Origin of the sequence: Pseudomonas sp. MTM4 (assembly GCF_019355055.1) — a bacterium.
GTDB lineage: Bacteria > Pseudomonadota > Gammaproteobacteria > Pseudomonadales > Pseudomonadaceae > Stutzerimonas.
The window spans coordinates 4,586,465-4,600,395 of sequence record NZ_CP048411.1; the positions used below are offsets into that span (position 1 = coordinate 4,586,465).

At 58.4% G+C, this 13,931-nt stretch carries 14 protein-coding genes; all 14 read left to right on the top strand.

The annotated features are described in order from the left end of the window. Positions 1–47 precede the first annotated feature (47 nt). The 14 genes from tsf to rnhB all read left to right on the top strand — a co-directional run bounded on the left by tsf (position 48) and on the right by rnhB (position 13,870). Positions 48–917 (top strand): translation elongation factor Ts, encoded by an 870-nt coding sequence (gene tsf / locus GYM54_RS21170; protein ID WP_181102684.1) that lies wholly within the window; start codon positions 48–50, stop codon positions 915–917. Positions 918–1,110: 193 nt separating this feature from the next. Further along, the gene (gene pyrH, locus GYM54_RS21175; RefSeq protein ID WP_131648243.1) at positions 1,111–1,854 is read left to right on the top strand and encodes a UMP kinase; all 744 of its coding nucleotides are present in this window, start codon (positions 1,111–1,113) and stop codon (positions 1,852–1,854) included. Further along, entirely contained in the window at positions 1,851–2,408 is a 558-nt protein-coding gene (gene frr / locus GYM54_RS21180) for a ribosome recycling factor (protein ID WP_131648244.1), read from the top strand. Before pyrH ends, frr begins: the two co-directional genes overlap by 4 nt. Before the next feature lie 149 nt (positions 2,409–2,557). Next, entirely contained in the window at positions 2,558–3,319 is a 762-nt protein-coding gene (gene uppS / locus GYM54_RS21185) for a polyprenyl diphosphate synthase (RefSeq protein ID WP_131648245.1), read from the top strand. Continuing rightward, positions 3,313–4,128: a phosphatidate cytidylyltransferase gene (locus GYM54_RS21190; RefSeq protein WP_197444529.1), complete on the top strand. Its 816-nt coding sequence runs from the start codon at positions 3,313–3,315 to the stop codon at positions 4,126–4,128. The genes uppS and GYM54_RS21190 overlap by 7 nt, the downstream gene beginning before the upstream one ends. Next, entirely contained in the window at positions 4,125–5,315 is a 1,191-nt protein-coding gene (ispC, locus tag GYM54_RS21195) for a 1-deoxy-D-xylulose-5-phosphate reductoisomerase (protein WP_197444530.1), read from the top strand. Before GYM54_RS21190 ends, ispC begins: the two co-directional genes overlap by 4 nt. 88 nt (positions 5,316–5,403) lie before the next feature. Further along, positions 5,404–6,756 (top strand): RIP metalloprotease RseP, encoded by a 1,353-nt coding sequence (rseP, locus tag GYM54_RS21200; RefSeq protein WP_197444531.1) that lies wholly within the window; start codon positions 5,404–5,406, stop codon positions 6,754–6,756. A 69-nt stretch (positions 6,757–6,825) separates the two neighbouring features. Beyond that, entirely contained in the window at positions 6,826–9,177 is a 2,352-nt protein-coding gene (gene bamA / locus GYM54_RS21205; protein WP_197444532.1) for an outer membrane protein assembly factor BamA, read from the top strand. Positions 9,178–9,223: 46 nt separating this feature from the next. Further along, positions 9,224–9,727, top strand: coding sequence for an OmpH family outer membrane protein (locus GYM54_RS21210; protein WP_131648250.1), 504 nt, complete (start codon positions 9,224–9,226; stop codon positions 9,725–9,727). Then, on the top strand, positions 9,727–10,785 hold the full coding sequence (gene lpxD, locus GYM54_RS21215) for a UDP-3-O-(3-hydroxymyristoyl)glucosamine N-acyltransferase (RefSeq protein WP_181102662.1): 1,059 nt from the start codon (positions 9,727–9,729) through the stop codon (positions 10,783–10,785). The genes GYM54_RS21210 and lpxD overlap by 1 nt, the downstream gene beginning before the upstream one ends. A gap of 95 nt (positions 10,786–10,880) precedes the next feature. Further along, entirely contained in the window at positions 10,881–11,321 is a 441-nt protein-coding gene (gene fabZ / locus GYM54_RS21220) for a 3-hydroxyacyl-ACP dehydratase FabZ (RefSeq protein ID WP_131648252.1), read from the top strand. Continuing rightward, complete coding sequence (gene lpxA, locus GYM54_RS21225; RefSeq protein WP_131648253.1) at positions 11,318–12,094, top strand: acyl-ACP--UDP-N-acetylglucosamine O-acyltransferase; 777 nt, start codon at positions 11,318–11,320, stop codon at positions 12,092–12,094. The genes fabZ and lpxA overlap by 4 nt, the downstream gene beginning before the upstream one ends. A 1-nt stretch (position 12,095) precedes the next feature. Beyond that, entirely contained in the window at positions 12,096–13,229 is a 1,134-nt protein-coding gene (gene lpxB, locus GYM54_RS21230; RefSeq protein WP_181102660.1) for a lipid-A-disaccharide synthase, read from the top strand. After that, complete coding sequence (rnhB, locus tag GYM54_RS21235) at positions 13,229–13,870, top strand: ribonuclease HII (RefSeq protein ID WP_181102658.1); 642 nt, start codon at positions 13,229–13,231, stop codon at positions 13,868–13,870. Before lpxB ends, rnhB begins: the two co-directional genes overlap by 1 nt. Positions 13,871–13,931: the final 61 nt, after the last annotated feature.

Sequence of the window (13,931 nt, forward strand, 5' to 3'; positions counted from 1 at the left end):
CGAGTTAGAGGGCATGATCGAAAATCGAATCGAGAGGATTTGCGAACATGGCAGAGATCACTGCAGCCCTGGTTAAAGAACTGCGCGAGCGCACTGGCCAAGGCATGATGGATTGCAAAAAGGCACTCACCGCTGCCGGCGGCGACATCGAGAAAGCCATCGACGACATGCGTGCCGCTGGTGCCATCAAGGCCGCCAAGAAGGCGGGCAACATCGCCGCTGAAGGTTCCATTGCGGTCAAAGTCGCCGATGACAACAAGCGTGCCGTAATTATCGAAGTTAACTCGCAGACCGACTTCCTGGCTCTGCAGGACGACTTTAAGAATTTCGTAAGCAACAGCGTCGAGAAGGCCTTCGCCGAGAAGATGGTCGATGCAGCTCCGCTGATTGCCGCTCAGGAAACTGATCGTGAGGCGCTGGTTGCCAAGTGCGGCGAGAACGTCAATATTCGCCGTCTGACCACTGTTGAAGCTGATCTGGTTGGTTCCTATCTGCATGGCCATCGCATCGGCGTTCTGGTAGCCCTGAAGGGTGGTAACGTCGAGTTGGCTAAAGAAATTGCCATGCACGTCGCGGCCAGCAACCCTCAGTTCCTGGATCCGTCGCAGGTTTCCGAAGAGGCCGTTGCGAAGGAAAAGGAAATTTTCCTGGCGCTGAACGAAGATAAGATCAAGGGCAAGCCCGCCGAAATCGTCGAGAAGATGGTTGCCGGTCGCATCAGCAAGTTCCTTGCTGAAGCCAGTCTGGTCGAGCAGGCCTTTGTCAAAGATCCTGACGTCAAGGTTGGCGAGCTGGCGAAGAAAGTCGGTGCAGAGATCGTTTCCTTCGTCCGTTACGAAGTGGGCGAAGGCATCGAGCGTGCTGAAGTCGACTTCGCTGCTGAAGTTGCGGCTCAGGTAGCTGCCACTAAGCAATAAGACGCTTCTGCTGTCCTCGAAGAGGCTGCCCGCTCACGCGCGCGGCCTCTTCGTCAGACTGGAGGGTGGAAATGTTTTCTGCCGCGCTATAGTCAGCGCTGGCACCAACCCGTCATTGCGCTGTCATAGCGCAGATATTTTCTGGCAGTAGAGCCAGCTTAGTCATACAAACGCCGCAGGAGAGACAACGCCAATGGCTCAGCAGATGAGTGCACGCAATCCTCGCTATAAACGCATTCTGCTCAAATTAAGCGGCGAAGCCCTGATGGGTTCGGAAGACTTCGGCATTGATCCCAAGGTGCTTGATCGCATGGCCTTGGAAGTCGGGCAATTGGTAGGCATCGGCGTAGAGGTGGGTCTGGTCATCGGCGGCGGCAACCTGTTCCGTGGCGCCGCCCTTTCGGCAGCCGGTATGGATCGGGTAACCGGCGATCACATGGGAATGCTGGCAACGGTGATGAACTCGTTGGCCATGCGCGACGCTCTGGAACGCTCGAACATTCCCGCCTTGGTCATGTCGTCGATTTCCATGGTCGGTGTGACCGATCATTACGATCGTCGCAAGGCGATGCGCCATCTCAAAAGCGGCGAGGTGGTGATCTTCTCGGCCGGCACCGGCAATCCTTTCTTCACCACTGATTCGGCCGCCTGTCTGCGCGCTATCGAGATCCATGCTGATGTCGTGCTCAAGGCTACCAAGGTTGACGGCGTTTACACCGCTGATCCTTTCAAGGATCCGAATGCCGAGAAATTCGAGCAACTGACTTATGATGACGTGCTCGACCGCAAGCTGGGCGTCATGGATCTGACTGCCATCTGCCTATGCCGCGACCACAATATGCCGCTGCGAGTGTTCAACATGAACAAGCCCGGTGCCCTGCTCAATATCGTGCTCGGCGGCGCTGAAGGAACACTGATCGAGGAACAGAACCAATGATCAACGAGATCAAGCAAGACGCCCAGGAGCGTATGACGAAGACCCTGGAATCTCTGGGGCATGCATTCGCCAAGATCCGTACCGGCCGTGCTCACCCGAGCATCCTCGATAGCGTGATGGTGTCTTACTACGGCAGCGATACCCCGTTGCGTCAGGTTGCAAACGTGGTTGCCGAAGATTCCCGTACCTTGGCCCTGACCGTTTTCGACAAGAGCATGATTCAGGCCGTTGAGAAGGCCATCATGACCTCTGACCTGGGATTGAATCCCGCTACTGCCGGTACCACTATTCGCGTTCCGATGCCTGCGCTCACCGAGGAGACTCGTAAGGGTTATACCAAGCAGGCGCGTGCCGAAGCCGAGAACGCTCGTGTTGCGGTGCGTAATATCCGTCGCGATGCCATCGCGCAGTTCAAGGATTTGCTGAAAGAAAAGGAAATCAGCGAAGACGAAGATCGGCGGGCTCAGGACGACGTTCAAAAACTGACCGACAAGTATGTTGCGGAAATCGACAAGGCACTTGAAAGCAAGGAAAGCGACCTGATGGCCGTTTGATGGGCGGTACAGGACTTCGTCCGTATTGCTCGCGTCGGAGCGCGCGATCCGTCCAGGATTCTAAGCGCGAGGGGGATGTGCCCCAGGAATTGCCTTCGTCAGTTCCTCCCACTGTTCGCAACGTGATTGAGCGCAGGTAGAGTCGTTTCATGGAAAAGGTCAGGCAGATTGCCGGGCGGAATGTACCCCGTCATGTCGCAGTCATCATGGATGGCAACAATCGCTGGGCCAAGCGCCGTCTCTTGCCGGGCGTGGCCGGGCACAAAGCGGGTGTCGATGCGGTGCGAGCCGTCATCGAAGTCTGTGCCGAGGCGGGTGTCGAGGTGCTGACGCTATTCGCCTTCTCCAGCGAGAACTGGCAACGGCCGGCTGATGAGGTTGGTGCGTTGATGGAGCTGTTTCTAACTGCGCTGCGCCGAGAGGCGCGCAAGCTCAATGAGAACGGCATCAGCCTGCGAGTCATCGGTGATCGCTCGCGCTTTCATCCTGAGTTGCAGACCGCAATGCTCGAGGCCGAAGAGATAACGGCTGGTGCCGGCCGTTTCGTTCTTCAGGTCGCAGCCAATTATGGCGGTCAGTGGGACATCCTGCAGGCGGCTCAACGGATGGCTCGTGAAGCACAGAGTGGTCGTCTAGATCCAGAGTCGGTTACTCCGGCGCTTTTCCAGAGCTATCTCGCTACCGGCGATATGCCCCTGCCGGATCTATGCATTCGCACCGGCGGCGAACGACGCATCAGCAATTTTCTGCTGTGGCAGCTGGCATACGCTGAGCTGTATTTCTCCGACCTGTTCTGGCCGGATTTCAAACACGATGCAATGCGCGCCGCTCTGGCCGATTTCGCCAAGCGGCAACGGCGTTTCGGTAAGACCGGCGATCAGGTCGAGACAGAGGTCCGTGCAGAATGTTGAAACAACGCATCATCACCGCCGCCATCCTGCTGCCAATTGCACTGATCGGCTTCTTTCTCCTCGACGGTCTCGCATTCGCGCTGTTCATTGGTGTGGTGGTGATATTGGGTAGCTGGGAATGGGCGCGTCTGGCGGGGTTTTCCGGTCAGTTTGCGAGAATCGGCTATGCGTTGGTCGTTGCCCTGCTGCTTGTTGCGCTGTACCGGTTGCCATCACTGACTCCTTGGTTACTCTCGATCAGCGTCGTCTGGTGGCTGATCGCAACGGCATTGGTGCTTGGATATCCAGGCAGCCAGCGCCACTGGGGAGGGCGCATTGGCAGTCTAGTGATCGGTTTGTTGATTTTGCTTCCGGCTTGGCAAGCCCTCGTCGTGCTCAAGCAATGGCCGCAAGGAAATTGGCTGATCGTAGCGGTGATGATGCTGGTTTGGGCGGCCGACATCGGTGCCTATTTTTCAGGCAAGACCTTTGGTCGTCGCAAATTGGCGCCTCAGGTTAGCCCGGGTAAGAGCTGGGAAGGCTTGATCGGCGGGCTGGTCACGAGCCTGCTGATCACGCTCGGTGTCGGCCTGTATCAGGGCTGGTCGCCACGGGCGCTGGTATTGGCGCTCCTCGGCGCTGCCCTGGTGGTTGTGATCTCCGTTGTGGGCGATCTGACCGAAAGCATGTTCAAACGTAGCTCCGGCATCAAAGACAGCAGCCAACTGCTGCCCGGACATGGTGGTGTGATGGATCGCATCGACAGTCTGACCGCGGCGGTACCGGTGTTTACCGTTTTGTTGTGGCTTGCTGGCTGGGGTGCTTGGTGAGTCGACCCTTGCAGGTAACGGTGCTGGGGGCGACCGGTTCGATCGGCTTGAGCACGCTGGACGTCATCTCTCGTCATCCGGAGCGCTACAGGGCGTTCGCATTGACTGCGTTCAGCCGTGTCGCTGAACTGCGCGAGCTGTGCCGCATACATCTTCCACGTTATGCCGTGGTGGCTGACAGCGACAAAAGGCGCGAGCTGCAGAGTCAGCTCGACAGCGACGGTGTAAAGACTCGCGTGCTGGTCGGCGAGGGCGGGCTGAGCGAGGTTGCGGCGCATCCCGAGGTTGATGTGGTGATGGCCGCTATTGTCGGTGCGGCTGGCTTGCGTCCCACGCTCGCAGCCGTGCAGGCCAGCAAGCGCGTGCTGTTGGCGAACAAGGAGGCGCTGGTAATGTCCGGCGCGCTGTTCATGCAGGCGCTTCGGGACAGTGAGGCCGTTTTGCTGCCAATCGACAGCGAACACAACGCTATCTTCCAATGCCTCCCGGGCAACTATTCGCAAGGGCTCAGCAGCGTCGGGGTGCGGCGGATACTGCTAACCGCGTCCGGAGGACCGTTCCGCCAGCTGCCGCTAGAACAGCTTTCAGCCGTGACCGCCGAGCAGGCATGTGCGCATCCGAACTGGTCCATGGGGCGCAAGATCTCCGTAGATTCGGCAAGCATGATGAACAAGGGGCTCGAGCTCATCGAGGCGTGCTGGCTGTTCGACGCACGTCCTGAGCAGGTCGAAGTGATCATTCACCCGCAAAGCGTCATTCATTCTATGGTCGACTATGTTGACGGCTCTGTGCTGGCGCAGCTCGGTAACCCCGACATGCGTACTCCCATAGCGCACGCGCTGGCCTGGCCGGAGCGAATCGACTCAGGTGTTTCGGCGCTGGACCTGTTGCAGACAGGAAGTCTGAATTTCGAAGCTCCAGATCTGCAGCGGTTCCCGTGCCTTCGCATTGCTCGGCAGGCTGCTCAGGACGGCGGAACGGCGCCGGCCATGCTCAATGCCGCGAACGAGGTGGCGGTGGACGCGTTCCTCGAGGGTCGCATTCGCTTCACTGAAATCGCGAGTATCATCGAGGCCGTACTCGACCAGGAAGCATCGGTTCCGGCTCGCTGCTTGGCAGATGTGCTTGCTGCCGATGCCCAGGCTCGCACATTGGCTTCGCGCTGGTTGCATAATCGAGATCGCTAGTGGCTGAACCCGTGCCAGCAGCGGCGATGCGCGGAATTGACTTCATCGGAGTCGGTAGCTAACCAGGCCTTTCGAGGCAGAGGAAAATATGAGCGCGCTGTACATGATCATCGGCACCCTCGTGGCGCTGGGTGTGCTGGTAACCTTTCACGAGTACGGGCATTTCTGGGTCGCACGTCGTTGCGGCGTCAAAGTTCTGCGTTTTTCGGTAGGCTTCGGTCGTCCACTGTTGCGTTGGCACGATCGCCAGGGTACCGAGTTCGTCATAGCGGCGATTCCGCTCGGCGGCTATGTGAAGATGCTCGATGAACGTGAAGGTGATGTCCCGCCCGCATTGCTGAATCAGACATTCAACCGCAAGTCAGTGAAACAACGCTTCGCCATCGTATCGGCCGGGCCGTTGGCGAACTTCCTCCTTGCGCTGGTGTTTTTCTGGGCGCTGGCAATGCTTGGAACCGAGCAGATTCGACCGGTAGTCGGTGCTGTTGAAGCGGGCAGCCTCGCCGACCGCGCCGGGCTGATGGCCGCGCATGAAATCGTAGAGGTCAACGGCAAAGCTACCTCGGGCTGGTCAGAGGTGAATCTTCAACTGATCAGGCGGCTGGGTGAAAGCGGCTCGCTCGAATTGCTTGTGCGCGATAGTAATAGCAGTCAGTCGCAGCGACTGCAGTTGGAGTTGAACGATTGGCTGAAAGGCGCCGAGGAACCGGACCCGATCGGTTCGCTGGGTATACGTCCCTGGCGTCCGGAAATCGCCCCGGTAGTCGCTCAGCTCGATCCGCAAGGACCTGCTCAAGCGGCCGGCATGCGTCTTGGCGATCGGCTGCTCAGCCTCGATGGTGAGGCGCTTAATGAATGGCAGGACGTTATCGATCGTGTCAAGCCGCTGTACGGTCAGGCTGTTCAGCTCGAAATCGAGCGTGATGGGCAGCGGTTGGAGTTGCCTCTAACGCTAGCCGAGCGGGGTGAAGACGGTAGCCGTCGTGGGTATCTTGGTGCAGGAGTCGCAGCCGGTGAGTGGCCGGCGGAAATGCTGCGAAACGTCAGTTACGGGCCGCTTGAGGCGGTGGTCGAAGGACTCCGGCGGACCTGGACGATGAGCGTTCTGACGCTCGATTCTTTGAAAAAAATGCTCTTCGGGGAGCTCTCGGTAAAAAACTTGAGCGGCCCGATAACCATTGCTAAAGTGGCGGGCGCTTCTGCACAGTCGGGCGTGGGCGACTTTCTGAACTTCCTCGCCTACCTGAGTATTAGCCTTGGGGTACTCAATCTATTGCCTATCCCGGTCCTGGATGGGGGGCATTTGCTCTTCTATCTGGTTGAGTGGGTCCGTGGACGTCCCTTGTCGGACAGGGTCCAGGGCTGGGGAGTACAGATCGGTATCAGCCTGGTTGTTGGGGTGATGCTACTTGCGCTGGTCAACGACCTTGGCCGCCTTTAATTGCCATATACCTTGATGTCGCCGCGCAAAGCGCAGGTTCAATTATCAGGTTTGAAAAGAAAGGACTTCATGAAACGTCTGCTGCTACCTGCGGTTATTTCCGCACTGATGATTGCCGAAGTTCACGCCGAGTCCTTCACCATCTCCGATATACGTGTCAATGGCCTGCAACGCGTTTCCGCAGGCAGTGTCTTTGGCGCGTTGCCGTTGAACGTCGGTCAGGCTGCCGATGACAGTCGTCTGGTAGACGCAACCCGCGCACTGTTCCGTACCGGCTTCTTCGAGGATATCCAGCTTGGTCGCGAAGGCGATGTGCTGGTAATCAATGTGGTCGAGCGACCATCGATTTCCGGTATCGAAATCGACGGCAACAAGGCCATCAAAACCGAGGATTTGCTTTCCGGTTTGCAGCAGTCTGGCCTCGCCGAGGGTGAGATCTTTCAGCGCGCGACGCTCGAAGGCGTACGCAACGAGTTGCAGCGCCAATACGTTGCGCAGGGCCGTTACTCGGCCACCATCGAGACCGAGGTCGTCCCGCAACCGCGTAATCGCGTCGCGCTGAAGATCAACATCAACGAAGGCTCGGTCGCTGCGATCAAACACATCAACGTCGTTGGCAATTCGGTCTTCCCCGATGAGGACCTTACCGATCTGTTCGAGTTGAAGACCAGCAATTGGCTGTCGTTCTTCCGTAACGACGACAAATACGCTCGGGAAAAGCTCTCCGGTGACCTTGAGCGCCTGCGTTCCTACTATCTGGATCGCGGCTATATCAATATGGATATCACCTCCACCCAGGTATCCATCACGCCTGACAAGAAAGACGTTTACGTCACTGTAAATATCGCCGAAGGCGATCGCTACACGGTTAGCGACGTAAAACTGAGCGGTGATCTCAAGGTTCCGCAGGAGGAATTACAGTCTCTGCTGTTGGCGAAAGAAGGCCAGGTTTTCTCACGAAAGGTGATGACCACCACCTCCGAATTGATCACGCGACGACTGGGGAATGAAGGTTATACCTTCGCCAACGTCAACGGCGTGCCGCAAGCCAACGATGAAGACAACACCGTATCGATTACTTTCGTCGTCGATCCAGGTAAGCGGGCTTACGTCAATCGCATCAATTTCCGTGGCAACACCAAAACTGAAGACGAAGTACTGCGTCGCGAAATGCGCCAGATGGAAGGCGGCTGGGCCTCGACCTACTTGATCGATCAGTCCAAGACCCGTCTGGAGCGCTTGGGATTCTTCAAGGAAGTAAACGTCGAAACCCCGCAGGTGCCTGGCACCGATGACCAGATCGATGTGAATTACAGTGTCGAAGAGCAGCCTTCCGGTTCGATCATGGCGAGCATTGGCTTCGCTCAGAATGCTGGTCTGATTCTGGGTGGTTCGATCAGCCAGAACAACTTCCTGGGTACCGGTAACCGGGTCAGCATCGGTTTGACCCGCAGCGAATACCAGTCGCGTTACAACTTCGGCTTCGTCGATCCCTACTGGACCGAAGACGGTGTCAGTCTTGGCTATAACGCCTTCTACCGGACCACCGACTACGACGAGCTGGACTATGACGTGTCCAGCTACTCGGTCGACAGTCTGGGCGGCGGGGTCAATATCGGTTATCCGATCAGCGAGACGTCGCGGTTGTCGTTTGGTCTGTCCGCGCAACAGGACACCATCGACAGTGGTCGCTACACCGTCGACGAGATTTTCGATTTCATGGAGGAGGAGGGTGACAGCTACCTCAACTTCAAGGCGTCCGTTGGCTGGTCCGAATCCACACTGAACCGCGGCGTACTGGCGACGCGCGGTCACTCGCAAAGTCTCTCGCTGGAAACCACCATTCCAGGCAGCGACCTGTCGTTCTACAAGATCGACTACAACGGTCAGCTTTTCGTGCCGTTGAGCGAGAGCTACACCATGCGTCTGCATACTCAACTAGGGTATGGCGATGCTTACGGCTCGACATCGCGTCTGCCGTTCTATGAGCACTACTATGCCGGCGGTTTCAACTCGGTTCGCGGTTTTGAAGACAGCAGTCTTGGGCCGCGTAGTACGCCGAGTGATGGCTCGAACCCAGGCACCATCAGAGATCCCGATCAGGATGAGCTGCCCTTTGGTGGTAACGTGCTGATTCAAGGGGGCATGGAAGTTCTATTCCCGATGCCCTTCGTCAAGGATCAGCGTTCGCTGCGTACTTCGGTGTTCTGGGACGTCGGTAACGTCTACGATACCAATTGCCCGTCGGAATCAGCCAAATGCAGCGATATCGATTTCGGCGATGTGGCCAGCTCGGTCGGCGTAGGACTGACCTGGATCACCGCGATGGGGCCCTTGAGTTTCAGCTTGGCGATGCCAGTCGTGAAGCCCGACGATGCAGATACCCAGGTTTTCCAGTTCTCGCTGGGCCAAACCTTTTAATCATCCGGAGCGTTGCTCCAGTGTTTCCTGAAGAGTGGTATATACCGTGCGTAAGTTGACTCAATTGCTCCTTGTGGCTGCTGCTCTAGCGGCGACGCCTGCATTCGCCGACATGAAGATTGCGGTGATGAACTATCAGATGGCGCTGCTCGAGTCGGACGCTGCCAAGCGTTACTCCGTCGATGCGGAAAAGAAGTTCGGTCCGCAACTGGACAAGCTCAAAGGTTTGGAAAGCGATGCCAAGCGCATCCAGGACCGTCTAGGCAAGGATGGGGACAAGATGCAGCAGGCGGAGCGTGAGCGCCTCGAGCTGGAATTCAAACAGAAGGCGCGTGATTTCCAGTTCCTCTCCAAGGAACTGAACGAATCCAAGGCCGCTGCCGATCGCGACATGCTCAAGCAGCTCAAGCCGAAGCTGGATAAAGCTGTGGAAGAAGTCATCAAAAAGGGTGACTACGATCTGGTGCTCGAACGCGGTGCGGTGGTTGATGTCAAGCCGCAGTACGACATCACCCGCCAAGTCATCGAGCGCATGAATCAGCTGCGCTAATGAATACGGTCGTCTATACGCTCGGCGAACTCGCCGAGCAGCTGGGCGCCACGCTGCGTGGCGATGCGGCACAACCGGTGTCGGGCCTGGCTACACTGCAGGACGCCGGTCCGCAACAGCTGAGCTTTCTGGCCAACGCCCAGTACCGCAAGTTTCTCGAAAATACTTGCGCCGGAGCCGTACTGCTTACGCCGAAGGACGCCGAGGATTACAGCGGCAACGCGCTGCTTATCGACAATCCCTATCTGGCGTATGCACGTGTCTCGCACCTGTTCGAGACACGGCCGAAGGCTGCCAGCGGCATTCACCCAAGCGCAATCATTGATCCAAGTGCACAGGTCGACTCCAGCGCCAGCATTGGCGCCCAGGTCGTGATCGAGGCGGATGCCTGGATCGGTGCGGATGTGGTGATTGGTGCTCAATCGTTCATCGGTGCTCGCAGTCGTGTGGGTGCCGGAGGGCGTCTGGCTTCGCGCGTCACCCTCTGCCACGACGTCCGTATCGGTGAGAGGGTCGTGATTCAGCCGGGTGCGGTGATCGGTGGCGAAGGTTTCGGTTTCGCCAACGAAAAGGGCAGTTGGGAAAAGATCGCTCAGCTCGGCGGCGTACGCATTGGCGACGACGTCGAGATTGGTGCAAATACCACGATCGATCGCGGTGCGCTCTCCGACACGATCATCGGGAATGGCGTAAAGCTGGATAACCAGATCATGATCGCGCACAACGTACAGATCGGCGAAAACACTGCCGTAGCAGGTTGTGCCGGGATTTCCGGAAGTACCAAGATCGGTCGTAACTGTATGCTCGCCGGGGGCGTCGGGCTCGTCGGGCATATCGAGATTTGCGACAACGTGTTCATTACCGGCATGACCATGGTCACCCGGTCAATCACCGAGCCGGGAAGTTATTCTTCTGGGACGGCCATGCAACCCGCTGCGGAATGGCGTAAGAGTGCCGCCCGGATTCGTCATCTCGACGATATGGCTCGTCGCCTGCAGCAAGTGGAAAAACGCCTGGCTTCCGTGACCCCGCGCGGGGATGCGGCTTCTGATGCCTGACCCTATCGCCTGATCGTCCCTGCTAGAGGCTTTCACCGCGGGTTCACGGCCCTGGCCGTGCTGGCTCCCATAATTCTTACGGGCATTTTCTTCATATGATGGATATCAACGAGATTCGCGAATACCTTCCTCACCGTTATCCCTTTTTGTTGGTTGATCGGGTGACGGAGCTGGATACGGACGCCAAGCGTGTTCGCGCATACAAGAACGTCTCCGTCAACGAACCGTTCTTCAATGGTCACTTTCCACAGCATCCCATCATGCCGGGAGTGCTGATTATCGAAGCCATGGCGCAGGCGGCCGGACTGCTTGGTTTCAAGATGATGGGCACCAAGCCGGCTGACGGTACGCTGTATTACTTCGTCGGCTCGGATAAGCTGCGCTTCCGCCAGCCGGTCGTGCCGGGCGATCAGTTGAGCCTTGAAGCGTCTTTCATCAGTGCCAAGCGCGGAATCTGGAAGTTTGATTGCCGCGCGAGTGTTGAAGGCAAGCTCGTCTGCTCCGCCGAAATCATTTGCGCGGAACAGAAGATATGAATTTGATCGACCCTCGCGCTATCGTCGATCCTTCGGCCAAGCTGGCTGATGACGTCCAGGTCGGGCCATGGTCGATCATCGGCCCGGACGTCGAAGTAGGCGAGGGGACGGTGATCGCGTCGCATGTGGTCATTAAGGGGCCGACCCGCATCGGCCGCCATAATCGTATTTTTCAGTTTTCTTCGATTGGCGAGGACACGCCCGACCTTAAATACAAAGGCGAGCCGACGCGTCTGGTGATCGGTGACCACAACGTGATCCGCGAAGGCGTGACCATTCACCGCGGTACCGTGCAGGATCGAAGCGAAACCACCATCGGCGACCATAACCTCATCATGGCTTACGCGCACATCGGTCATGACAGCGTGATCGCCAACCATTGCATCCTGGTGAACAACACCGCGCTGGCGGGACATGTGCACGTCGGTGATTGGGCGATTCTGTCGGGATACACCTTGGTTCATCAGTATTGCCATATCGGCGCGTACAGCTTTTCGGGCATGGGTACCGCCATTGGCAAAGACGTTCCGGCGTTCGTCACTGTATTCGGTAATCCCGCCGAGGCACGCAGCATGAATTTCGAGGGCATGCGCCGCCGCGGTTTCAGCGCCGAGGCCATCACAGCCCTGCGCAACGCCTACAAGGTCGTCTACCGCAAAGGGCTGACGGTCGACGCTGCGTTGACCGCGCTCACCGCCGATGCGCAGACGTTTCCCGAAGTGGCGCTGTTCCGTGATTCGGTGCAAGCCTCGAAACGTGGCATCACGCGCTGATATGTCCAGGCCGCTGACAGTCGCGCTGGTGGCCGGTGAGGCCTCTGGCGACATTCTTGGTTCGGGTCTGATGCAGGCGCTCAGAGCGCAGCACCCTGAGGTCGAATTCATTGGCGTGGGCGGTCCTCTCATGGAGGCGCAAGGGCTTAAATCCTATTTCCCGCTGGAACGTCTGGCGGTGATGGGATTGGTGGAGGTGCTCGGTCGGCTGCCCGAACTTCTTGCACGCCGCAAGCGTTTGCTGAAAACGCTGCTCGAAATCCGCCCCGACGTGTTCATTGGTATAGACGCACCGGATTTCAACTTGGATCTGGCCCTCAAGCTGCGGCGCAACGGTATCAGGACTGTGCACTACGTCAGCCCCTCGGTCTGGGCGTGGCGGCAGAAACGCGTGATGAAGATCCGAGACGCCTGCGACCTGATGCTTACCCTTTTTCCGTTCGAGGCGAAGTTCTACGACGCGCACCAGGTTGCGGTGCGTTTCGTCGGTCATCCGTTGGCCGATACCATCCCGCTGGAACCCGATCGCGCCGTGGCACGAGCTGCGTTGAACCTCCCGCAGGAAGGAATGATCGTTGCGCTGATGCCGGGCAGCCGAGGTGGCGAAGTGGGTCGTCTTGGTGAGCTTTTCCTCGACGCCGCTGACCGACTGCGTTCGATGCGCCCTGGTATCCGCTTCGTCGTTCCCTGCGCCAGTCCTGAGCGTCGTGCACAGCTGGAACAAATGCTGGCTAGGCGTGACCTGCCGCTGACACTGCTCGATGGGCGGTCCCATGAGGCGCTGGCGGCGTGCAATGCGGTACTGATTGCCTCTGGTACCGCGACGCTCGAGGCCTTGTTATTCAAGCGCCCGATGGTCGTGGCCTATAGCGTTGCGCCGTTGACCTTTCGCATTCTCAAACGCATGGTGAAAAGTCCGTACGTGTCATTACCCAATCTTCTTGCCCAGCGCCTGCTGGTGCCAGAGCTTCTGCAGGACGCCGCGACCCCGGATGCCATGGCGCAACTGCTGTCGCCCCTGCTGGATAACGGCGATATACAAACCGAAGGCTTCGACGCCATCCATCGGACGCTGCGCTGCGATGCGTCGAGTCAGGCCGCCAGTGCGGTACTCGAACTGGCCGAGGCAAGCTGATGCAGATCGGTCTCGACTTCAACCTCGTCGAAGAGCTGGTGGCTGGCGTCGACGAGGTCGGCCGCGGCCCCCTGTGCGGACCTGTCGTGACGGCTGCGGTGATCCTCGATCCCGCGCGGCCGATCGAAGGGCTCAATGATTCGAAGAAACTCACCGAAGCAAGGCGTGAAGCGCTTTTCGACGAGATATGCGCGAAGGCGCTCGCTTGGTGCATCGCCCGCGCCGAGGTACACGAGATCGACCAGCTGAACATCCTGCACGCTACCATGCTGGCGATGCAGCGAGCGGTCGAGGGGCTGAGTGTCACGCCGCGGTTGGCCCTCATCGACGGCAATCGCTGTCCCCAGCTGGCGGTGCCCAGTGCCCCGGTGATTCAGGGCGACGCCCAAGTGCCTTCCATCGCAGCCGCTTCGATTCTGGCGAAAGTCAGCCGTGACCGGGAGATGTGTGCGCTGGATCTATGCTATCCGGGCTACGGCCTGTCGGCTCACAAGGGGTACCCGACGCCGCATCATCTGGAAGCGCTGCAACGGCTCGGTCCGACCGTCATCCATCGGCGCTCGTTTGCACCGGTACGCAATCTGCTGGAGCAGGCCGCCCTCGCAGAGTCTTCCAGCGTCATGGTTGCCTTACCGGTCTGAGCCGGCGCGTTACGCGACTGGTGATCACCCGTCGCCTTCATCGTTCAGGCTTTCCGGTACA